The sequence below is a fragment of the Kribbella sp. HUAS MG21 genome, assembly GCF_040254265.1.
Classification (GTDB): domain Bacteria; phylum Actinomycetota; class Actinomycetes; order Propionibacteriales; family Kribbellaceae; genus Kribbella.
Window position 1 is genome coordinate 728472 of record NZ_CP158165.1, and the last position, 20379, is coordinate 748850.

Below are 20379 nucleotides of genomic sequence, written 5' to 3' on the forward strand. Positions count from 1 at the left end.
TCCCCGGCCGCCCTGCCCGGCGGCCGGGGTCTCCCGGCCCGGCTGGCCCGCCCCGTCAGCCGGGCCTGCCGACGATCTGCCGGAGTTTCTCCTCGGTCTCGTCGTCGAGCGCGGTGTAGACGGTGGCCCGGAGCGGCCCGAGCTGCGACAGCCACAGGTTGATCGGCTCGATCCGCAGGATGCCGAACCCGTCGACCTCCAGCATCTTCGTGCGGGTGCTCGGCGCGGCGACGTCGTACCGCTCCCAGAGCTCCGCGAAGGCCTGCGAGTTGCTCAGTAGCCCCTGGATCAGCTCCTGCCAGAGCGCGTCGCCGAGATGGTCGGCCGACGCCGCGCGGAACGCCGCGACCATGTGGTGCTTGGTCAGCTCGCCCTCGACGAAACTGCACTTCCAGCCGTCGGCGACGAAGGTGACCCAGAGCATGTTCCGCTGCTCGACCGGCACCTGCTCGAGGTCCAGCACCACCTTGCAGTACGCCTGGTTGAAGGCGAGGATGTCGTACCGCTCGTTCAGCACCACCGCCGGGTACGGCGAGACGGCGTCGAGCGTCTTCTGCACCGACGGAGGCAGCGCCGAGCAGCCGCTCTGCGTCGGGCCCAGCCGGAGCCCGGCCAACCGGAACAGGTGACTGCGCTCCTGCCGGTCGAACCGCAGCGCGGTCGCGATCGCCTCCAGCACCTGGGCGGACACGTTGATGTCGCGGCCCTGCTCGAGCCACGTGTACCAGGTGACGCCGACCCCCGCGAGCAGCGCGACCTCCTCGCGCCGCAACCCCGGCGTACGGCGCCGGCCGCCCGGCGCGAACCCGACCTCGTCCGGCCGGATCCGCTCGCGCCGGCTGCGCAAGAACACCCCGAGCTCCCGGCGCTGCGCCGTCACGGTTCTGTCGGTGGTTGCTGGGACAGTGGTCATGGCCCCATCATGAGTGCAACCGCAGCCGGGTGCCAGGTAGTACCAGTAATAGGATCGTCAGGCTCTCACCACCAGGCTCGGAAGGTCTGCAGGCTGATTCCATGACAGACCAGCTCCAAGCCACGACTGCCCCGTCGGAGGCTGCGGCGACGCCGCTGCGGCCAGTGGCTCTCACGACCCTGATCTTCGGCGCGTTCCTGCCGATGCTGTCCTTCTTCGTCATCAACGTCGCGCTGCCCGCGATCGGCTCCGACCTGCACGCCGGCTCCGGGGAGCTCCAGCTTGTCGTCGGCAGCTACGGGATCGCCGTGGCGACCTTGCTCGTCGTCGGCGGGCGGCTGGGCGACACCTTCGGTCGCAAGCGCCTGTTCCTGATCGGCCTGGCGGGTTTCACCGTGACGTCGCTGATCTGTGCGATGGCCCCGACGGTCGGCGTCCTGCTCGCCGCACGGGTCGTCCAAGGTGCTGCGGGCGCCGCGGTCACCCCACAGGTGCTCGCGACGATCACCAGCGTGCTCACCGGTCAGCATCGCGCCCGGGCGATGGCGATGTACGGCGTCGCGGGTGGCGCCGCGGCCGCGTTCGGCCAGATCCTCGGCGGCGTCCTGGTCGAGGCCGACGTGTTCGGCCTCGGCTGGCGGGCGGTGTTCCTCGTGAACGTTCCGGTCGGTCTGGTGGGCGTGGCTGCGGCGATCCGGCTGATCCCGGAGACGAAGGCGCACAAGTCCCAGCGCGTCGACCTCGTCGGCGCCGCGCTGCTCGCGCTGACGCTGGTCCTGCTGCTCCTGCCGCTCACCGAGGGGCGGCCGCTCGGCTGGCCGCTGTGGACGTGGGTCTGCCTCGCAGCGACGGTTCCGGCCGCGATCCTGCTCGGCGTCCACCAACATCGGGCTGAACGCGCCGGCGCGGCTCCGCTGATTCCTCCGACCGTGCTGCGGCTCAAGGCGATGCGAACCGGTCTGCAGCTGGCGGTCGCGTTCTTCACGACGTTCGGCGGCTTCATGTTCGTCTTCGCGCTCGCCACTCAGGGCGAGGCGCGGATGTCCCCACTGGAAGGCGGTCTGAGCCTGCTGCCGATGGCGGTCGGCTTCCTGATCACGTCGATCTACGGCCCGCGGCTCCAGGTCCGGTACGGCGCCGGTCTCATCGTGCGCGGCTGGATCATCCAGGGCGTCGGCTACGCACTGCTCGCGGTCGTCGCGCTCACCCTGTGGCCGAACGTCGACCCGTGGAAGCTCGCCGTACCGATGCTGGTCGCGGGCTTCGGCTCCGGGCTCGTCATGGTCCCGCTGATGGGCGTGGTCCTCAGCCAGGTCCCACCGGCCCAGGCAGGCCTCGGTAGCGGCATCCTCCTCACCAGCCAGCAGACCTGCCTCGCGCTAGGCGCAGCCACAGTCGGTACGGCGTACCTCGCAACAGCAGGCACCTCCTGGGGTCAGGGCGGTGCACTAGCGGCTGTGGCGCTCGCGATCGCCGCAATCTCGTTGCTGATGACACCAATCACGAACCGGCTGCGGACCAGTGGGCAGGGCGCGTGAGCGAACCGGGGATCCGCGTCTGGTGATTGCCGCGGGCGGCGTTGAGTTGGGACTGGGTGAGGAACAGGGCGCCGGTCAGGTCGGCGCCGCGGAGGTCTGTGTCCCGGAGGTCGGCGCCGATCAGGTCCGCCTGCCGTAGGTCGGCGTCGCGGAGGTCGGCGCCGATCAGGTAGGCGCCGCGGAGGTTGGCCTTCGCCAGGTCGGCGCCGCGGAGACGGGCGCCGATCAGGTCCGCGCCGCGACGCTCCTTCTTCTTCGGCTGCTTGCCGCGGACACGCCGGCTGGTCTCGAGCAGCAGCTCGTTGACGACGGCCCGCTCGGCCGCCACGTCGACGGTCGTGAGGTCCGCCGTACGACTGACGGTCTCGACCCGGTCGATCGCGGGCTGGAGCCTCTCGTCGTACTCCAGGGCTTCCGTGAGGTACCAGAGCAGCTCGTGGAGCTGGCGGAGGATCGGGAGCGCGGCGAACATCTCCTGCCCCGGCTGTTCGCGCCAGCTCCTGCCGGCGCGGCGCGAGAGCTCCTGGCCGGCGCCGAAGCAGTCGTAGACCGTGCAGCCCGGGAAGCCCTTCGCGCGCAGCTTGCTGTGGATCGTGCAGCGGAAGTCGTCGGCCAGGTTCGGGCACGCTTCGCCGGCCGGCTTGTCGATCGCGAAATCCGCCGACCGGCTGAAGGTCAGCGCGACGCAGCAGAGCCCGAAGCAGCTACCGCAGTCCGCCCGCAGGTCAGTTCTGTTCGGCAACCGTCTGGCCGGTGCGGCGCCAGCGGATGCCGGCCTCGATGAACTCGTCGATCTCACCGTCGAACACACCCGAGGTGTTCCCGGACTCGAACTGCGTCCGCAGGTCCTTCACCATCTGATACGGGTGCAGGACGTAGGAGCGCATCTGGTCGCCCCACGAGCCGGCCACGTCACCGCGCAGCGCGTCCAGCTGGGCCCGCTCCTCGGCCTTCTTCAGCGCGAGCAGCTTGGCCTTCAGGATGACCATCGCGCTGGCCTTGTTCTGCAGCTGGGACTTCTCGTTCTGGCAGGAGACCACGGTGCCGGTCGGGATGTGCGTGATCCGGACCGCGGAGTCGGTGGTGTTGACGCTCTGGCCACCCGGACCGGACGACCGGTACACGTCGATCCGCAGCTCCTCCTCCGGTACGTCGATCTCGTCGGTCTGCTCGAGCACCGGGACCACCTCGACCGCGGCGAACGAGGTCTGCCGGCGGCCCTGGTTGTCGAACGGCGAGATCCGGACCAGCCGGTGGGTGCCCGACTCGACGCTCAGCGTGCCGTACGCGTACGGCGCCTTGACCGCGAATGTGGTCGACTTGAGCCCGGCCTCCTCGGCGTACGACGTGTCGTAGACCTCGGTGGCGTAACCGTGCCGCTCGGCCCAGCGCAGGTACATCCGCTGCAGCATCTCGGCGAAGTCCGCGGCGTCGACGCCGCCCGCGCCGGAACGGATCGTGACCAGGGCCTCACGCTCGTCGTACTCGCCGGACAGCAGCGTGCGGACCTCGAGCGACTGGATCGCCTTGGCGACCGAGCCGATCTCCTTCTCCGCCTCCGCCAGGCTGTCCGCGTCGTTCTCCTCGCGGCCCAGCTCGACCAGGACGCCGAGGTCGTCGAGCCGGCCGCGCAGCGCGCCGACCCGCTCCACGTCGGCCTGCAGGCTGGACAGCCGCGACGTCACCTTCTGCGCGTTCGCCTGGTCGTCCCAGAGGTCGGGCGCAGCGACCTGCTCGCCGAGCTCGTCGATCTCCTTGCGCAGCGCGGGGAGATCCATCACTTTCTCGATCGAGGTCATCGTCGCGTCGAGCTGCTTCAGCTCCGCGTCAAAATCCAGTCCAGCCACAACTAGTGAGCGTACCTCAGCGGAGACCGCGGCGAAGAACGGCGAAGACCTCGGCGACCGCCTGCTCGAACTCCGACTGCACGCGGACCAACTCCGCGGGCGCCGCGTCGTCGGGCAGGACCGCCATCAGCCGCCCCTCCAGAACCTTCTGCGCGGCGCCGTACAGGGCCGCGATCAGCCGGTTGCGCAGCTGGTCCGGCGAGCGCTCGTCGAGCGCCTCGGTGAGCGACTTCTCCAGTTCGTCGACGTTCAGCCGGCGCCGGGCGAGCAGCGCGGGACTGGCCTCGATCGTCGCGACGAACTGCTTCCAGGTCGCCAGATGACCCACCGTGAGCCGCTCGCGGCACATCGCGAGGTACTGCGTCTCGAGGACGTCGACCGGATCCGCGCCCGGCGGCGCCTCGCGGATCGCGCGCGCCGGTCCCGTCCACCACCCCGACTCGTCGAAGAACAGATCCTCCTTCGCCGGGAAGTGGTTGAACACCGTCTGGACGGCGACGTCCGCGGCGCGCGCCACCTCGGCCACGGTCACGGCGTCGAAGCCGCGCTCGAGGAACAGCGCGGTGGCCACGTCCGAGATGGCCTGCCGCGTCTGCTGCTTCTTCCGTTCCCGCCGTCCGAGCTCCATTGCAGTGAGCGTAGAGCATCTGCTTTACTGAATCCATTGTTGTAGTCACTACATTTTTGGAGCACATCCAATGACGATTCTCGTCACCGGCGGTCGCGGCGCGATCGCCCGCGCCGTCACCGGCGGCCTGATCGCGGCCGGCCAGGACGTCCGCGTCGCCAGCCGCGAACCCTCCGCTGTCCCGTCCGCCGTCGAGTACGACGCGGCGGATCCAGCCCCCGCCCTGCGCGGTATCAGCCAGGTCTTCCTGTACTCCGACCCGTCGTCGGCGGCCGCCTTCGTCACCGCGGCCGAGGCCGCTGGCGTCAAGCAGGTCGTGCTGCTGTCGTCCCTGTCGGCGCTCGGCGGGCCCGACGACCCGCACGCGAAGACCGAGCAGGTGATCGCGCGCGCGTCGTACGCGACGACCTGCCTCCAGCCCGGTGCGTTCATGAGCAACGCGAAGTACTGGGCGTACCAGGTGCGCGCGAGTGGTCAGATCCGGCTGCCCTACCTGGACGCCGAGGAGGCGCCGATCCACGAGCTCGACATCGCCGACGCCGCGCTCCGGGTGCTGCTCGACGGTCCGGGCAACGGCCACGACGGTCGCGGGTACCCGATGACCGGGCCGGAGTCGATGGCGCGGCGGCGCCAGATCGAGCTCGTCACCGAGGTCACCGGCGTACCGATCGAGGCCGTCGACCTCACTGTGGACCAGGCTCGCGCCGAGATGGGCATGCGCGATGAAGGCCAACGCGAGACCCTGCTCGCCTACTGGGCGTCCCGCGTCGGCTCACCGGCCTCGATCGAGCCCGGCGTCGAGCTCCTCACCGGTCACACCGCCCGGACCTTCACCACCTGGCTCCGCGACAACCCTGGCCTGTTCGGCTGATTCACTCAGCGGATCGGTACGACGGCCGCGGCCTCGGAGGCGATGTCGGCGGTCCCCGGGAAACCGGGCGGCTGGAACGGAAGGTCGGCGGTCGAGGTGAGGCGGACGGTCACCGTCGTGCCGTCGACGTCCACCGACCAGTCGAGGTTGTCGAACCTGTTGCCAGCAGCAACATCGTCGAGGTACGCCGCGGTCAGCTGCCGGGCCTGCTCCGGGTCGATCACGGCGTTGCTCCCGGCGCCGGGCTGGGCGTACACGGCGGCGAGTCCGTTCGCGGCCGCGAGCACCGCGCCGTCCGCGGTCGCGTCCAGGTTGCGCCGGACCAGGAAGGCCTTCGAGATGTCGGTCACCACCACGATCATCAGCAGGATGACGATGGTGAAGCCAACGATCAGGACGGTCATCTGCCCGTGCTCGTCCCGCTTGTGCGTGCGAGTCATCCGGCACCCTTCGCCTGGCGGTAGTCGCCGAACGCCTCGGTGTGCTCGGAGCTGATCCGGATCGCCGGCGGTTCGCCGCCGAGCGCGTCCGGGATCAGCGGCAGCCGGACCTTGGTGTCGAGCGTGACCGTGACGGTGGACCCCGGCTGCAGGCAGGCCGGCGTACAGCTGATCGTGAGCTCGTCGTCGCCGAGCTCCATGCCCTGGTCCCGCATCGCGATCCGCGCGGCGTCGAACGCCCGCGCCCGCGCCTCGTCCTCGGACACGCCGTCCGGCACGATCACGAACGCACGTCCGGCCGCCCGGGTCGCCGCGGTCGCGCCGTACGACGCCCGCTGGACGTCGAACACGCCGAGCATCATGTAGACCAGCGGCACCAGCAGCAGGATCGCCAGCCAGGAGAACTCCACGACCGCGCTGCCGCGCTCGTCCCGGCGGCGCCTCACTCGCCCGTCTCCTTCACGGCATGTCCCTCAACAGTGAAGGAGATGCCCGGTCCCCACAGGCCGAGCGGCGGCATGTGGGCGTCGACCGTCACCTCGATGCCGGGCTGGCCGTCGAGGTCGATCTGCTCCGCGGACACCGAGTCGATCAGTCCGTCGGTCACCACGCCGCTGATCAGCTCCCGGGTGCGTGCCTCACCGTCGGCCGGCGTGCGGTTGAGCACGGCCGCGTAGTGCGCGCCCTCGGAGGCGGCGGCGGTCACGGTGTTGCGCACGTACAGGAACAGGCCGACCTGCAGGATGCCGAGGAACAACGGCACCAGGATCGTCGCCACCAGCACGAATTCGACCACCGCCGAGCCCCGCTCGCCACGGGTTCTTTGCATCTACTTGTTGGCGACGGAGCTCAGTGCGTTCCTCAGCATTTTTTCGAGCTCATCGCCGGCCACCGTCCAGATCGCGACGACGAGGCCCGCGGTCATCACGGTGATCAGCACCCACCCCGGCACGTCGCCGCGCTCCTTCCGCGCCGGGCGTGGCTTCAGCAGCAACGCCAGGAACAGCCTCGTCAGGTGTAGGGACATGATGATCTCTCCTCGATTCATCCGGCGATCAGCCGGATCCCGACAGCGCCCGGATAGAAGGCGAAAACGATGGTCACCGGCAGCACCAGGAAGATCACCGGGACCATCATGGCGACCTCACGGCGCGCGCCGGACTCGATCAGCTCGCGGCGACCCGCTTCCCGGATGTCGCCGGCCTGCGCCCGCAGCACGTCGGCCAGCGGGGTGCCGCGCTCGAGCGCGACCGCCAGCCCGTCCGCGAAGCGCGAGAGCGCCAGCAACCCGGTCCGGTCCGCGAGCGCGTCCAGCGCCCGGACCAGCGTTTCTCCCGCCCTGGTCTCGGCCAGGACCCGTTTCAGCTCGTTGGCCAGCTCGCCCCGCGAGGAACGCGCCACCCGGTCGAGCGCGGCGGCCGGGCCTTCACCGGCCGCGACCGACAAAGCCAGCAGCTCGGCCACGGTCGGCAGCTCGGCCAGCAACCTTCGCTCGCGCCGCCGTACCTGCGTTGTCAGGAAGGTGTCGCGGCCGAGCACCCCGAGGACTCCGAGGAACACACAGAACAGCAGCATGCCGACCGGGTTCCCGAGGCCGAACGCGACGGCGACGACCGAGATCACCAGGCCCGCGGCGAACGCGATCGTCCCCCAGAGCAACTGCTCGATCCGGAACTCCTCGACCGTCCGCTCCAGCCCGGCGCGCTGCAACCGCCGGCGGATCGTGCTCGCGCCGCCGAGGATCCGCTCCAGCCGCTGCGCCGCGGCCCGCAGCGACGGGCCGAACAGCCGCAGGATCGCGTAGAACGGCGACCGCGAGTCCACCACGCCGACGAACACGTCCGGCGCCCCGAGATCCCGCAGGTACGGCGAGATGCGCTCGTCGACCGGCGGCTTGCGGAGGAACGGCAACCGCACCACGACGACGAGCAGCCCGATCCCGAACAGCGCGCCGAGAAAACCGCCGGCCAGGAAGGGATTCATCGCAGCACCCGCTCGGGCTCGGGCAGCCGGCCGATTCGGAGCATCAACCGGTACGCGATCACGCACACGACCGCGCCCGCGCCGATGATCAGGGCGCCGACGGGCGTGTTGTACCGCTGGATCACGTCGCCCTGGAACGACAGTAACGCCAGCACCAGCCACGGCGCCGCGACCGCGACGCGCGCGCCGTTGACCGACCACGACTGCCGGGACTCGAGCTCCGACCGGGTGCGGGCGTCGTCGCGCAGGAACGTCGACAGCGACCGCAGCAGCCGGCCGAGGTCGCCGCCGCCCACCTCGCGGGCGATCCGCAACGCCTCGACCACCCGGTCCCCGACCGGGTCGGCCAGCCGCGCCTTCAACCGGTCCAGCGACTCGGCGAACCGGCCGGTCGACGCGTAGTCGGCGCCGAACCGCTGGAACGGCTCCCGCAGCGGCAACGGACCACGCTCACCCACCTGCGCCAAGGCCTCGGACAACGACAACCCGGCCCGCACCGCGGACGCGATGTTGTCCACGACGTCCGGCCACAGCTCGCGGAACTCGGCCAGCCGCCGCCGGGCCCGCGCCCGGACCAGGGCGATCGGCAGCCAGCCCGCCATCAGCCCGAACACCAGACCGACCGGCAAGGTCTTCGAGATCAGGAACATCAGCAGGAACGCGAACAGCCCGGTGAGCACACACGCGCCGATGAACGCGCCCGGCGTCAGCCCTTCGATTCCGGCCCGGGCGAGCAGGTCCCGGCTCTTCGCGCGCAACCGCCCCTCCGCACCGGGCACGGTCTCGGCCGGCGCCACGATCGCCGCGATGATCAGCAGCAGCCCGACCCCGAAGAACAGCCCGATCACGAGGCCCATCACTTCACCCCGCGGGGCAACTCGGTCAGCAGCCCGGCCACGTTGTACCCGGCCTGCTGGAAGCGCTCCGGATGCGGCAGATGTCCCTCGGCGCGGCGCAGGTATCCGTCGTACGTCTGGAACAGCGTCTCAGTCTCGATCGCCTGCTCCTCGACCCGCCCGGTGACCGCGACGATCTCCCGCACCCGCCGGTGCCCGTCCGCCCCGATCCCGAGATGTACGACGAGATCGACGCAGCCGGCCACCGTCGGCAGCACGAACCGGGAACCGATGTTCTCGCCGGCCAGCAGCGGCAGCGTGCACATCTTGGTCAGCGCCTCGCGCGCGGAGTTGGCGTGGATCGTGCACATGCCGGGAAGGCCGCTGTTCAGCGCGAGCAGCAGGTCGAGGCACTCCTCGCCGCGCACCTCGCCGACGATCACCCGCGACGGCCGCATCCGCAGCGACTCCTTCACGAGATCGCGCAGCCGCACCTCGCCGGTGCCCTCGAGCCCGGCCTGCCGGGTCTGCATCGACACCCAGTCGGGAATCGGCAGCTTGATCTCGAAGACCTCCTCGCAGCTGATCACCCGCTCGCTGCCGGGGATCGAACCGGCCAGTGCGTTCAGCATCGTGGTCTTGCCGGCCTGGGTGCCGCCGGAGACCAGCACATTGAGGCCGACGGCAACGGACGCCTCCAGGACCGCGGCCGCGTGCGGCGTCAGCGAACCGAGCTGGACGAGGTCGCTGAGCCGGGTCGCGCGGACGGTGAACTTGCGGATGTTGATCGCCGCATAGCGTTGGGTGATCCCGCCGAGGACGATGTGCACCCGGCTGCCGTCGGGCAGCCGCGCGTCGGTGAACGGCTGCGAGACGTCGATCCGGCGGCCGGTGGTCTTCAGCATCCGCTCGACGAGGTCGCTGACCTCCTCCTCGGTCAGCACCGTCGTGGTCAGCTCGTGGCGGCCCTCGCGGGCGATGAACACCCGGCTCGGCTCGTTGATCCAGATCTCCTCGACGCTCGGGTCGTCGAGGTAGCGCTGCAGCGGCCCGAAGCCCGCGACCCGGTCGTGCACCTCCCGGCTGACCGCCTCCAGATCGGCGATCGGCGGCACCACGCCGGTCAGGCTGCGCTCGTCGTACTCCTTGACGACGGTCGCGACGATCGCGTTCACCGCGCCGGGGTCGCGGAGCGGGTCGATGCCCTCGCGGCGGACGACGTCACGGACCTGCGCGTCGATCAGCTCGACGGCACCGGTCCAGCCCGCACGGTGCGCGTCGAGCCTGTCCGCTGTCATCGATCTCCCCGTGTCGGTCCCGTCCGGCGACCACGTTCGGTCACCATCCGCGACCATCCTTTCAACCGTGGGGTATCCGGCGCCACTCGCGCCTGGGCACCCTGTGGATAACCGTGACACGCCATTGGCTCACTCAGCGTATCGATCGGCTCACGGCCAGGTCCAGAAAATTGCACCTTGTTGCAACGGCAGGATGCTCAGCGGTGCACGAGCGTGTGCTCGAACGAATAGCGGCTGGCGCGGTACAGATGGGAGCCGTACTCGACCGGCTGCCCGTGGTCGTCGTACGTGATCCGGGTCGTCGCCAGCAGCGGCGAGCCCGGCTCCTCCGCCAGCAGGCGCGCCTGCTCGAGCGTTGCGGGTACGGCGGAGATGGTCTGGTGCGCCACCTTCAGCCGGACACCCTCGGCGCGCAGCAGCTGGTAGAGCCCGCGCTCCGCGAGGGTGGCCGGATCGGTTTCCAGGGTCTCGGGCGGGAGCCAGTTGCGCATCAGCGCGAGCGGCTCGCCGTCGGCGCGGCGCAGACGTTCCAGGCGCAGTACTCGGTCGCCCTCGTCGCACTGCAGTGCTGTGGCAACCTCTGCGGTGGCGGGCGAGATGCCGAAGCGCAGTACCTCTGTCTCGGGCTTGCGGTGCGCGGCGGTGAGGTCGTCGTACAGGCTGGTCAGTTCGAGCGAGCGGCGTACCTGTCCGGAGTTGCCGACTACCTGGGTACCGACACCACGCTTGCGCACCAGAAGGCCCTGGTCGACCAGCCGGGCGATCGCCTGCCGCACCGTCGGCCGGCTCAACCCGTACGCCTCGGCCAGGTCCACCTCATTGCTCAGCCGCGACCCGACAGGCAGTTCCCCGCCCTGGATAGCCGCCTCCAACTGCTGCGCCAACTGCACGTGCAACGGCGTACGACTGTTCCGATCGACCCGGACCTGCACGGTACTCATGGCCTCATCCTGAAGGCTGGACCGGATTCCGTCGACCCACCACCCGAATTTGATCAGAAGCATCCCAGACACCCGCACTCTGGATAGAACGGGACGGCGATCGGTCTCGGCGTGCTGTACTACCTGCGTTCGACAGACGCAACAAGGACGCCGGGGCGGTCGTCATCGCGATCACGCTGCTGTTCGTCCTGCCACTGCTGTACGGCTGGTTCTACGGCAACGGCCGGGGGATCGGGGCGCTCCTCACCGGGACGCGGTTGGTCCGGATCAAGGACGGCGGCCGCGTGGGGCTGGGCAAGGCCGGGTGGGCGATGCTGATCCGCACCCTGTTCCTGCCGCTGGTGTTCTGGGGCGCCCTCGGCCGGAGGCGGGATCGTGCCGGGTGAGGTCCGGCGGGTCAGCATCGACGAAGCGGACTCCGGTCGGCTGCGGGCTGCGGGTTTTTACCGGCTCCCCTGACGTCGCACGCTGAACAGGGGGTGAACATCACCGGCCACGAGGTCCGGATCGCGGGCATCGGGTTTGGAGGGTCGGTGTGGTGGGGGAGGATGACGACTTCGCCTTCGCGGTGAGCCTGTCGTGAGGAACTAGGCTTCCCATCGGGGTCCGGCTCGCAACGACCTCGCCGCCGCCCCGTAGGGCTGTCAGCAAGGGAGAATGCATGGAACCGCTGCGGATCGGCATCCTCGGTGCCGCCCGGATCGCCGGCCGGGCCATCGTCGAGCCGGCCAAGCTGACCAACAGCCGGCTGGTCGCGGTCGCCGCGCGCGACACCGCTCGCGCCGAGGCCTTCGCCGCCGAGCACGGTGTCGAACGTGTCCATGCGTCGTACCAGCAGCTCCTGGACGACCCCGAGATCGAGGCGATCTACAACCCGCTCGCCAACGGGCTGCACGGCCCGTGGAACCTCCGGGCCCTTGCTGCCGGCAAGCATGTGCTGACCGAGAAGCCGTCGGCCAGCAACGCGGCCGAGGCCGAGCAGGTACGGGAGGCCGTCCGGTCGTCCGGGCTGGTGTTCATGGAGGCCTTCCACTACGCCTACCACCCGGTGATGCGCCGCCTGCAGGAGCTGGTCGCCAAGGGCGAACTCGGCGACCTGCAGCACGTGGAGGCGACGATGGTGATGCCGCCGCCCGCCGACGAGGACCCGCGCTGGTCGCTGCCGCTCGCCGGCGGCGCCGTGATGGACGTCGGCTGCTACGCATTGCACGCGCAACGCATGTTCGGCCAGTACGCCGGTGGCGCGCCGCGGCTGGTCAGTGCGCGCGCCGGTGAGCGCAAGCGGCTGCCGGGCGTGGACGAGTGGCTGAACGCCGACCTGGAGTTCCCGAACGGCGCGACCGGCTCCGTGCGGACCAGCATGGCCGCGGAAAGCGTCGAGTTCAGCCTCAAGGTCGTGGGCAGCCGGGGTGAGGCGTTCGCGCCGTTCTACGTCGTGCCGCAGAACGACGACCGCGTCATCGTGACGACCAAGGAGGACACCTGGGTCGAGCACCTCGGCACGCGGACGTCGTACACCTATCAACTCGACGCGTTCATCGGCGCGGTCCGCAACGGCGCTCCGCTGCTCACCGACGCCGACGACGCGCTGGCCACGATGCGCCTGATCGACGAGTGCTACGTCGCCGCCGGCATGACCCCGCGGCCCACCTCGACGATCTGATCGTTGCGACCGGCAACTGCATGCGCGAACGCCTGGACGAACGGGTGCGGCCGCGTGCTGTTGCCGGCCCCGGCCAGCTCCGGCTGGAACAGGGTGGCCAGGTAGAACGGGTGGTCGGGTAATTCCGCGATGCGCGGTTCACCCGCGTCGTCGTACCCGCTGAACACCATGCCGTGGTCGCGCAACAGGTCGAGCCTGCTGCTGTCCAGACCGTACGAGCAGTGGTACCGCTCGACCGACCGCTCTGCGCCGAGCAGCTCCGCCGCGCGGGTGCCTGGCGTGACTTGTACGGCGCCCTCATGGCCGTCGAGGGAGCAGTGCAGCGGGACGATCAGGAGGTCGTCCGCATCGGGATTGGTCTCTCCGTGCTGGACGCCTGTCGCGCCACTGATGGTGCGCGCGTACTCGAGCATCGCGTGCTGGAACCCGCCGCAGGTACCGAGGAATGGGATGCCCTGCTCGCGGGCCGTCCGGACCGCGGTGATCGCGCCCGCCTCGCTGCGGTACGGGCTGCCGGGCAGCAGCCAGATCCCGTCGAAGCCTGCGATCGCGTCGTCGACGGTGTCGGTGGAGATCCAGTAGATGTCGAGGTCCAGGTGGTCGCGCTGCTCGAGTTCGCGGAGCAGGCCGGGAATGCGGGCGTGCGAACGAACATGCGGCGAGCGGTCCCCGACCAGGGCGAGGCGTCCGGAGTAAGCGTTCATGGGTCCTATCCTCGGCGCGGCTCCGGCATCAGCGCCAACGATGATCTCTGCACGGGCGATCAGAGATACTGATGCTCGTGGATCCTCATCTGCTGCGCACCTTCGTCACGGTCGCCGAATGCGGATCCTTCTCCGCAGCCGCCACGCGCCTCGGCTACACCCAGTCCGCCGTCTCCCAGCACATCGCCGCCCTCGAGAACGATCTGGGTACGCCGCTACTCCACCGCCGCCCGGTGACGCCGACCCCGTCCGGCGAGCGCCTCCTCGAACACGCAGGCCCCATCCTGCTCCGCCTGGACGCCGCACGCGCCGACGTACGCCGTACCGTCACCGCCCCACCCACCACCCTGACCATCGCCGCCTCTCCTCTGGCAGCCCGCTCCCTGGCCGCCCACCTGGCCGCCGTACGCCGAACCCACCCCGGCACCGAACTAGCCCTGACCATCTACCCGAGAGCGCAGGTCCCCGAAGCCGTAGCCACAGGCACCCACACCATAGGCCTGACGGACGGCGTCACCGCCCCCACAGACCCCCTCCCAATCACCGCACCTCTGAACACAACCCCCACCACCCAGGAACCCCTAGCCATAACCCTCCCCAGATCCCACCCCCTGGCCCACACCACTCCTCCCACGCCCGCAGTTGTCGCTCTCCCTGCCGCTCAAGCTGAGGCTGGTCCCGCCCCCGCCGCCGACCCTCACCTCGCCGGCCGTGCCTCTCACCCCGCCAGCACCGTCCGCAGCGGCTTGTCGCTAAGCGACCTGGTCGACGCGCGCTGGATCGACGCCCCCGACCTAGCCGCCCCACTCACAGCCCTACGCACCGCCGCCGGCTCCGACGCCCTCCGCCCAGCCTTCACCTACACGGGCACCGACCTACACACCCTCCTGACCCTCATCGAAGCCGGCCACGGCCTAGCAGTCCTCCCCCACTCCGCAATCCCCCCAAACCTCGCCGCGATCCCCCTGACCACCCCACGCCTCATCCACCGCACCGAACTCCTCCACGCCCACCTCCCCACCCCAGCCGCCAAGGCCCTCGCCGAAGCCCTCTCAGCGCACGACTGATCTCCCCACCCCGGCAGCCGAGGTGAGGAGACCGGGCCACCGAGCTCAGTCGTGCGTCGGGAAGCCCAGGTTGATGCCGCCGTGGGACGGGTCCAGCCAGCGGCTCGTGACCACCTTGCCGCGTGTGAAGAAGTGGACGCCTTCCACGCCGTGCGCGTGGGTGTCGCCGAACAGCGAGTTCTTCCAGCCGCCGAACGAGTAGTACGCCATCGGGACCGGGATCGGGACGTTGATGCCGACCATCCCGACCTCGACCTCGTTCTGGAACCGTCGCGCCGCGCCCCCGTCGTTGGTGAAGATCGCGGTCCCGTTGCCGTACGGGTTCGCATTCACCAGCTCGAGCGCCGCGTCGTACGACGGGGTCCGCACCACCGACAGCACCGGCCCGAAGATCTCGTCGGTGTAGATCGACATCTCCGGCGTCACCTTGTCGAACAGCGTCGGCCCCAGCCAGAACCCGTCGTCCGCCCCGTCGAAGTCGCCCTCGCGCCCGTCCACCACCAGCTCCGCGCCGGCCTCGACCCCGGCCGCGACGTACCCGGCGACCTTGTCCCGGTGCTCGCCCGTCACCAGCGGACCCATATCGCAGCCGCGGGTTCCGTCCCCGGTCTTTAGCTTGCCCATCCGCTCCTTGATCTTGCCGATCAGCTCGTCCGCGATCGGCTCGACCGCGACCAGCGCGGAGATCGCCATGCAGCGCTCGCCCGCCGACCCGAACCCGGCATTCACGGCCGCGTCCGCCGCGAGGTCGAGGTCCGCGTCCGGCAGCACGATCATGTGGTTCTTGGCGCCGCCGAGCGCCTGCACCCGCTTGCCGTTGCGAGTGCCGTTCTCGTAGACGTACCTCGCGATCGGCGTCGACCCGACGAACGACACCGACTTGACGTCCGGGTGCTCGAGCAGCCGGTCGACGGCCTCCTTGTCACCGTGGACGACGTTCACGACGCCGTCCGGCAGACCGGCCTCCTTCCAGAGCTCGGCCATCGCGTTCGCCGCGGACGGGTCCTTCTCGGACGGCTTGATCACCACGCTGTTGCCGCAGGCAACCGCGATCGGAACGAACCACATCGGCACCATCGCCGGGAAGTTGAACGGCGAGATCACCGCGCAGACGCCGAGCGGCTGCCGGATCGAGTACACGTCGACCTTGGTCGAGACGCCCTCGCTGTACCCGCCCTTTAGCAGGTGCGGGATGCCGCACGCGAACTCGATCACCTCGAGCCCGCGGGTCACCTCGCCGAGCGCGTCGGACAGCACCTTGCCGTGCTCGGCGGTGATCAGCTGGGCGATCCGCTCCTTGTCCCGGTTGACCAGCTCGCGGTACGCGAACAGGATCTGCGCGCGCTTCGTGAGCGAGGTCTGCGCCCACGCCTTCGACGCGTCGTGCGCGACCTTGACGACCTCGTCGACGGTCGCCGCCGACGCCAGGTCCAGCTCGCCGGTGACCTGGCCGGTCGCCGGGTTGTAGACCTTGCTGGTGCGCTCGGCCACGCCGGTCCACGAGCTGCCGCCGACGAGATGGGTGATGCGCTTGCTCTCAGTACTCACGATGTTTCCTCACTGCCGGGGGTGTTCCAGTTCCATTCGAGGGGCGCGTGCCGTCAGTTCATCCGAAGACCTCGCTGCGGTCGGCCAACGCGACGTCGGCGGGCTTGCCGCTGCTCAGCGACTCCAGACCGGCCTCGCAGACGGCTGCCGCCGCGTAGCCGTCCCACGCACTCGGCCCGTCGATCTCACCGCGCAGGGTCGCGTCGACCCAGCGCTGTACTTCGATGTCGTACGCCTGCTCGAACCGCACCCGGAAGTCGGCCGGCACCGCGGCGCCCGCCAGCCCGTTCGCGCGCGTGAACACGCCGGATCCGAGCCCGATCGTCGCACTGCCACGCTCGGCCACGGCCTCACACCGCACCTCGTACCCGACCTGGAAGTTCACGAACACCTCCACGTCGGCCATCGCGCCGTTCGCCAGTTCGAACACCGCCAGCTGCGGATCCGAGACGCCGTCCGCGACCAGGCTCGTCGGCTTCGGGGTGTGCACGGTGATGCGCGTGATCTCCTCGCCGAACAACCAGCGGGCGATGTCCACCTCGTGCACCATCGAGTCCCGGACGATCATCTCGCTCCGGAACGACGGCGTGGACGTCTGGTTCCGGTGCACGTTGTGCAGCAGCAATGTCCGCCCGAGCTCGCCCGAGTCGAGCAGCTCTTTCAGGGCGGCGTACTCCGGGTCGAACCGCCGCATGAACCCGACCTGGATCAGCTGCCGCCCGAGCTTGTGCTCGGCTTCGACCACCTGCAACGACGACGCCGCGTCCATCGTCAACGGCTTCTCGCACAACACCGGCTTCCCGTGCTCGAGACAGGCGAACAGTTGCTCCGCGTGCGCGAACCCGGGCGAGGCGAGAATCACCGCGTCGACGTCGCCGGCCGCGATCAGCGCCAGCGGATCCGCGAAGACCCGGACATTGCCGTACGACGTACCGCCCGCCGCACGGCCCGCCGTACCGCCGGAGAGCTCGGCCGCGAGTTTCTCCGCCCGGCCCTGGTCGGCATCGGACACGGCGACGAGCCGCGCGCCTGCCGTCTTCCGCACGACTCGCTCCGCATGGTCGGCACCCATCACACCTACTCCGACGACGCCGACCCGCAGCTCACTCATGGTCCTTCCCGCCCCTTCTCGCCTGCCTCCGGTCCGGCGTCCGCCGGCTCCACGACCACTCCAGGATCGATCTCCCGCAGCTCGTGACTCAATGCCTCCAGCTCGGAACCACCCGCCATTTCGGTGGTCAGCTGCTCCAGCGTGATCTCCGCCCGGTGCGTGTCGAGCGCCACCCGACCCAGCTTCAGTACGACGAAGTGGTTGCCGACCAGGTAGGCGTGATGCGGGTTGTGGGTGATGAAGATGACGCCGATGCCGGCGTCCCGCGCCTTCACGATGTACTTCAGCACCACACCGGACTGGTTCACGCCGAGCGCCGCCGTCGGCTCGTCGAGGATCAGCACCTTCGCGCCGAAGTGGATCGCCCGTGCGATCGCCACGCACTGCCGCTGCCCGCCGGACAGCTTGCCGACCGGTTGCTCCAGGTTGGGGATCGAGATCCCCATCTTGGTCAGTTCCTCCTGCGCGATCCGCTTCATCTTCGTCGCGTCGAGCTGCCGGAACGGGCCCTTGGTGATCTCGTTGCCGAGGAAGAAGTTCCGCCAGACCGACATCAGCGGTGCCAGGGCAAGGTCCTGGTAGACGGTGGCGATGCCGCTGTCCAGGGCCTCCCGCGGCGAGGAGAAGTGCCGCTCCTCGCCGTTCACCGACATCCGGCCGGCGGTGTAGTCGTGCAGCCCGGCGATGATCTTGATCAGCGTCGACTTGCCGGCGCCGTTGTCACCGAGTACGCAGGTGATCTCGCCCTGCCGGACCGCCAGCGACACGCCGCGGAGCGCGTCGATGTTGCCGTAGCTCTTGCCGACGTCCTCCAGGAGCACGATCGGAGCATTCGGGCTGGTCGCCGCCTCGTCCGCGAACGAATTCGTGGTCGTCATCGTGCCTCCGCCTTGTTCTTGACGACGAGGTTGACGATGGTGGCCAGCAGCAACATCGCGCCGAGGAACGCCTTGAACCAGTCCGGGTTCCAGCCGGCGTACACGACGCCCAACTGCACCATCCCGAAGATCAGCGCCCCGACGGCACCGCCGACCACCGACCCGTAGCCGCCGGTCAGCAGACACCCACCGACCACCGCCGCGATGATGTACAGGAACTCCTTGCCGACACCTTCACCTGACTGCACGACGCCGTTCTGCACGAACAGCAACTGCATCCCGGCGAACCAGGCGAAGAAGCCGACCGCCATGAACAGGCCGATCTTGACCTTCTTCACCGGTACGCCGACCGCGCGCGCGGCCGCCGCGTCGCCTCCGGCCGCGAAGATCCAGTTGCCGATCTGCGTCTTCAGCAGCACCCAGGCGGCGATCGCGACGAACACGAGCCACCACACGACGACGATCTTGATCGTCACGCCGCCGAGCTTGAACTCCGACGCGAACACCGACTTCGCCGCGCCGAACCCGTCCATGTCGCCGATCGAGTTCGACGCGACGGCGCCGGAGGTGAGCCGGGTGACCGCGATGTTCAGCCCCTGCAGGATGAAGAAGGTGCCCAGTGTCACCAGGAAGCTGGGCAGGCCCGTCCGCATCAGCAGCCAGCCGTTGAACGCGCCGATCGCCAGCGAGAGCGCCAGGGCGACGAGGACGCCGACCCAGACGTTCAGGCTGAACTGGTAGGCGAAGATGCCCGCGGTCAGGCCGGACGTCGTCACCGCGACGCCGGCCGAGAGGTCGAACTCGCCGCCGATCATCAGCAGCGAGACCGGCACCGCCATCACACCGATCAGCGCGGCCTGGTACAGGATCGTGCCGGTGTTGTTGATGTCGCGGAACGGCGGCGCTGCGATCACGAAGAACACCAGGATCACGGCCGCGCCGACGAGCGACCCGATCTCCGGCCGGCTCAGCAGCCGGGCGCCGAGGGACCGGGCGGAGACGCGGTCGTCCGCCGAGACGGGTGAGGTGATGGTCGATGCCATGGCGCTACCTCAGCGCGTCCCGGCTTCGGCGTACTTCTGGACCGCCGCGATGTTCGACTTGTCGATGAACGCCGGCCCGGTCAGGGTCGCCTCGCCACCGCCGATCGTGTCGCCGTTGGTCTTGTAGAGCCAGATCGCGTCGATCGCGAGGTAGCCCTGCAGGTACGGCTGCTGGTCGACGGCGAACTGCACGGTCCCGTCGTTGACCGCCTTGGCCATCTCCTTGCTCATGTCGAAGCTGCCGATCTTCGCCGACGAGCCGGCATCCTTGGCCGCCTGGACCGCGGTCAGCGCGATGCCCGCGTTCAGCGCCACCACGTAGTCGGCGGTCTTGTCGGCCTGCAGCTTCGAGGTCAGGGTCGCCTGGGTCCCCGGCTGGTCGGTGCCGTTGACGTTGACGTTCTCGACGTTGCCGAACTTGTCCTTGATGCCCTGGCAGCGGGCCTCCAGGCTGACGTTGCCCTGCTCGTGGATGACGCAGACGACCTTCTTGGCGCCGAGCTGCTTGAGCTTGTCACCGGTCGCCTGGCCCGCGATCCGCTCGTCCTGGCCGAAGTACCCGAGCGCGCCGGTGGACTTCCACTGGTCGAGGCCGCCGTTCAGGATCGTCACCGGGATCCCGGCCGCGATCGCCTTCTTCACGTTCGGGATCACCGCGTCGGGTTTGTTCAGCGTGACGGCGATGCCGTCGACCTTGGAGTCGATCGCGGTCTGCACCAGGTTCGCCTGGGCCGCGCCGTCCGGGTCGGCGGAGTACTGCAGCTCGATGTTGTCCTTCTTCGCGGCCGCCTCGGCGCCGCGCCGGACGATGTCCCAGAAGGTGTCGCCGGGGCCCGAGTGGGTGATCAGGGCGACCTTCATCCGCGGCGTGTCGGCGACGTTGCCGCCGCCACCGCCGGAGCTCTGCTCCTCCTGCTTGCCGCCGGAGTCGCTGCACGCGGCCAGCGCCGCGGCGAGTGCGACAGCGGCAACACCGGCCGCCGCCCTCTTCTGCCACCGAACCATGACTTGCCACCAGCCTTTCAGGTGGTCCGCGGTCACTCCGCGGACTTGCGTGGGACCCGAGAGTG

General features: G+C 69.7%; 22 protein-coding genes. 4 read left to right on the forward strand and 18 right to left on the reverse strand.

What is annotated here, in order from left to right; translation table 11 throughout:
• Positions 1-55: 55 nt before the first annotated feature.
• Positions 56-913, reverse strand: coding sequence for a helix-turn-helix transcriptional regulator (locus tag ABN611_RS03530; protein ID WP_350278302.1), 858 nt, complete (start codon positions 911-913; stop codon positions 56-58).
• Positions 914-1014: 101 nt separating this feature from the next.
• Between ABN611_RS03530 and ABN611_RS03535 the strand changes: the two genes are divergently transcribed.
• Positions 1015-2451, forward strand: a complete 1437-nt coding sequence (locus ABN611_RS03535) for an MFS transporter (RefSeq protein ID WP_350278303.1) — start codon at positions 1015-1017, stop codon at positions 2449-2451.
• Here the strand turns inward: ABN611_RS03535 and ABN611_RS03540 are convergent.
• From ABN611_RS03540 to ABN611_RS03550, 3 genes are read right to left on the reverse strand one after another with little or no spacing between them, the layout of a single operon-like run.
• The gene (locus tag ABN611_RS03540; RefSeq protein WP_350278304.1) at positions 2414-3193 is read right to left on the reverse strand and encodes a pentapeptide repeat-containing protein; all 780 of its coding nucleotides are present in this window, start codon (positions 3191-3193) and stop codon (positions 2414-2416) included. The two genes, ABN611_RS03535 and ABN611_RS03540, sit on opposite strands and share 38 nt — an antisense overlap.
• Complete coding sequence (gene prfB / locus ABN611_RS03545) at positions 3177-4298, reverse strand: peptide chain release factor 2 (protein ID WP_350278305.1); 1122 nt, start codon at positions 4296-4298, stop codon at positions 3177-3179. Before prfB ends, ABN611_RS03540 begins: the two co-directional genes overlap by 17 nt.
• A 16-nt stretch (positions 4299-4314) precedes the next feature.
• A complete protein-coding gene (locus ABN611_RS03550) occupies positions 4315-4926 on the reverse strand; it encodes a helix-turn-helix domain-containing protein (protein ID WP_350278306.1) in 612 nt (203 codons plus the stop codon).
• A gap of 70 nt (positions 4927-4996) precedes the next feature.
• Here ABN611_RS03550 and ABN611_RS03555 point away from each other — a divergent pair, with 70 nt between their 5' ends.
• Positions 4997-5797 (forward strand): NAD(P)H-binding protein, encoded by an 801-nt coding sequence (locus ABN611_RS03555; protein WP_350278307.1) that lies wholly within the window; start codon positions 4997-4999, stop codon positions 5795-5797.
• Between the two features lie 5 nt (positions 5798-5802).
• On the opposite strand, the gene ABN611_RS03560 is transcribed toward ABN611_RS03555, so the two are convergent.
• From ABN611_RS03560 to ABN611_RS03595, 8 genes are all read right to left on the reverse strand, one after another.
• Complete coding sequence (locus tag ABN611_RS03560) at positions 5803-6237, reverse strand: Tad domain-containing protein (protein WP_350278308.1); 435 nt, start codon at positions 6235-6237, stop codon at positions 5803-5805.
• On the reverse strand, positions 6234-6683 hold the full coding sequence (locus ABN611_RS03565) for a hypothetical protein (protein ID WP_350278309.1): 450 nt from the start codon (positions 6681-6683) through the stop codon (positions 6234-6236). The genes ABN611_RS03560 and ABN611_RS03565 overlap by 4 nt, the downstream gene beginning before the upstream one ends.
• A complete protein-coding gene (locus ABN611_RS03570; protein ID WP_350278310.1) occupies positions 6680-7066 on the reverse strand; it encodes a TadE/TadG family type IV pilus assembly protein in 387 nt (128 codons plus the stop codon). Before ABN611_RS03570 ends, ABN611_RS03565 begins: the two co-directional genes overlap by 4 nt.
• On the reverse strand, positions 7067-7264 hold the full coding sequence (locus ABN611_RS03575; RefSeq protein ID WP_350278311.1) for a hypothetical protein: 198 nt from the start codon (positions 7262-7264) through the stop codon (positions 7067-7069).
• A gap of 17 nt (positions 7265-7281) precedes the next feature.
• Complete coding sequence (locus ABN611_RS03580) at positions 7282-8220, reverse strand: type II secretion system F family protein (RefSeq protein ID WP_350278312.1); 939 nt, start codon at positions 8218-8220, stop codon at positions 7282-7284.
• Entirely contained in the window at positions 8217-9077 is an 861-nt protein-coding gene (locus ABN611_RS03585; protein WP_350278313.1) for a type II secretion system F family protein, read from the reverse strand. Before ABN611_RS03585 ends, ABN611_RS03580 begins: the two co-directional genes overlap by 4 nt.
• A complete protein-coding gene (locus tag ABN611_RS03590; protein WP_350278314.1) occupies positions 9077-10354 on the reverse strand; it encodes an ATPase, T2SS/T4P/T4SS family in 1278 nt (425 codons plus the stop codon). The genes ABN611_RS03585 and ABN611_RS03590 overlap by 1 nt, the downstream gene beginning before the upstream one ends.
• Positions 10355-10551: 197 nt before the next feature.
• Complete coding sequence (locus tag ABN611_RS03595) at positions 10552-11295, reverse strand: GntR family transcriptional regulator (protein WP_350278315.1); 744 nt, start codon at positions 11293-11295, stop codon at positions 10552-10554.
• A 661-nt stretch (positions 11296-11956) separates the two neighbouring features.
• Between ABN611_RS03595 and ABN611_RS03600 the strand changes: the two genes are divergently transcribed.
• A complete protein-coding gene (locus ABN611_RS03600) occupies positions 11957-12958 on the forward strand; it encodes a Gfo/Idh/MocA family oxidoreductase (protein WP_350278316.1) in 1002 nt (333 codons plus the stop codon).
• On the opposite strand, the gene ABN611_RS03605 is transcribed toward ABN611_RS03600, so the two are convergent.
• The gene (locus tag ABN611_RS03605; RefSeq protein ID WP_350278317.1) at positions 12913-13662 is read right to left on the reverse strand and encodes a hypothetical protein; all 750 of its coding nucleotides are present in this window, start codon (positions 13660-13662) and stop codon (positions 12913-12915) included. The genes ABN611_RS03600 and ABN611_RS03605 overlap by 46 nt on opposite strands.
• A 77-nt stretch (positions 13663-13739) precedes the next feature.
• Between ABN611_RS03605 and ABN611_RS03610 the strand changes: the two genes are divergently transcribed.
• Positions 13740-14729: a LysR family transcriptional regulator gene (locus ABN611_RS03610; RefSeq protein WP_350278318.1), complete on the forward strand. Its 990-nt coding sequence runs from the start codon at positions 13740-13742 to the stop codon at positions 14727-14729.
• 45 nt (positions 14730-14774) lie between these two features.
• On the opposite strand, the gene ABN611_RS03615 is transcribed toward ABN611_RS03610, so the two are convergent.
• From ABN611_RS03615 to ABN611_RS03635, 5 genes are read right to left on the reverse strand one after another with little or no spacing between them, the layout of a single operon-like run.
• A complete protein-coding gene (locus tag ABN611_RS03615) occupies positions 14775-16277 on the reverse strand; it encodes a CoA-acylating methylmalonate-semialdehyde dehydrogenase (protein ID WP_350278319.1) in 1503 nt (500 codons plus the stop codon).
• Between the two features lie 58 nt (positions 16278-16335).
• A complete protein-coding gene (locus ABN611_RS03620) occupies positions 16336-17388 on the reverse strand; it encodes a Gfo/Idh/MocA family oxidoreductase (RefSeq protein ID WP_350278320.1) in 1053 nt (350 codons plus the stop codon).
• Complete coding sequence (locus ABN611_RS03625; protein WP_350278321.1) at positions 17385-18266, reverse strand: ATP-binding cassette domain-containing protein; 882 nt, start codon at positions 18264-18266, stop codon at positions 17385-17387. Before ABN611_RS03625 ends, ABN611_RS03620 begins: the two co-directional genes overlap by 4 nt.
• Positions 18263-19309, reverse strand: a complete 1047-nt coding sequence (locus ABN611_RS03630) for an ABC transporter permease (RefSeq protein WP_350278322.1) — start codon at positions 19307-19309, stop codon at positions 18263-18265. Before ABN611_RS03630 ends, ABN611_RS03625 begins: the two co-directional genes overlap by 4 nt.
• A 9-nt stretch (positions 19310-19318) precedes the next feature.
• Positions 19319-20314 (reverse strand): sugar ABC transporter substrate-binding protein, encoded by a 996-nt coding sequence (locus ABN611_RS03635; protein WP_350278323.1) that lies wholly within the window; start codon positions 20312-20314, stop codon positions 19319-19321.
• Positions 20315-20379: the final 65 nt, after the last annotated feature.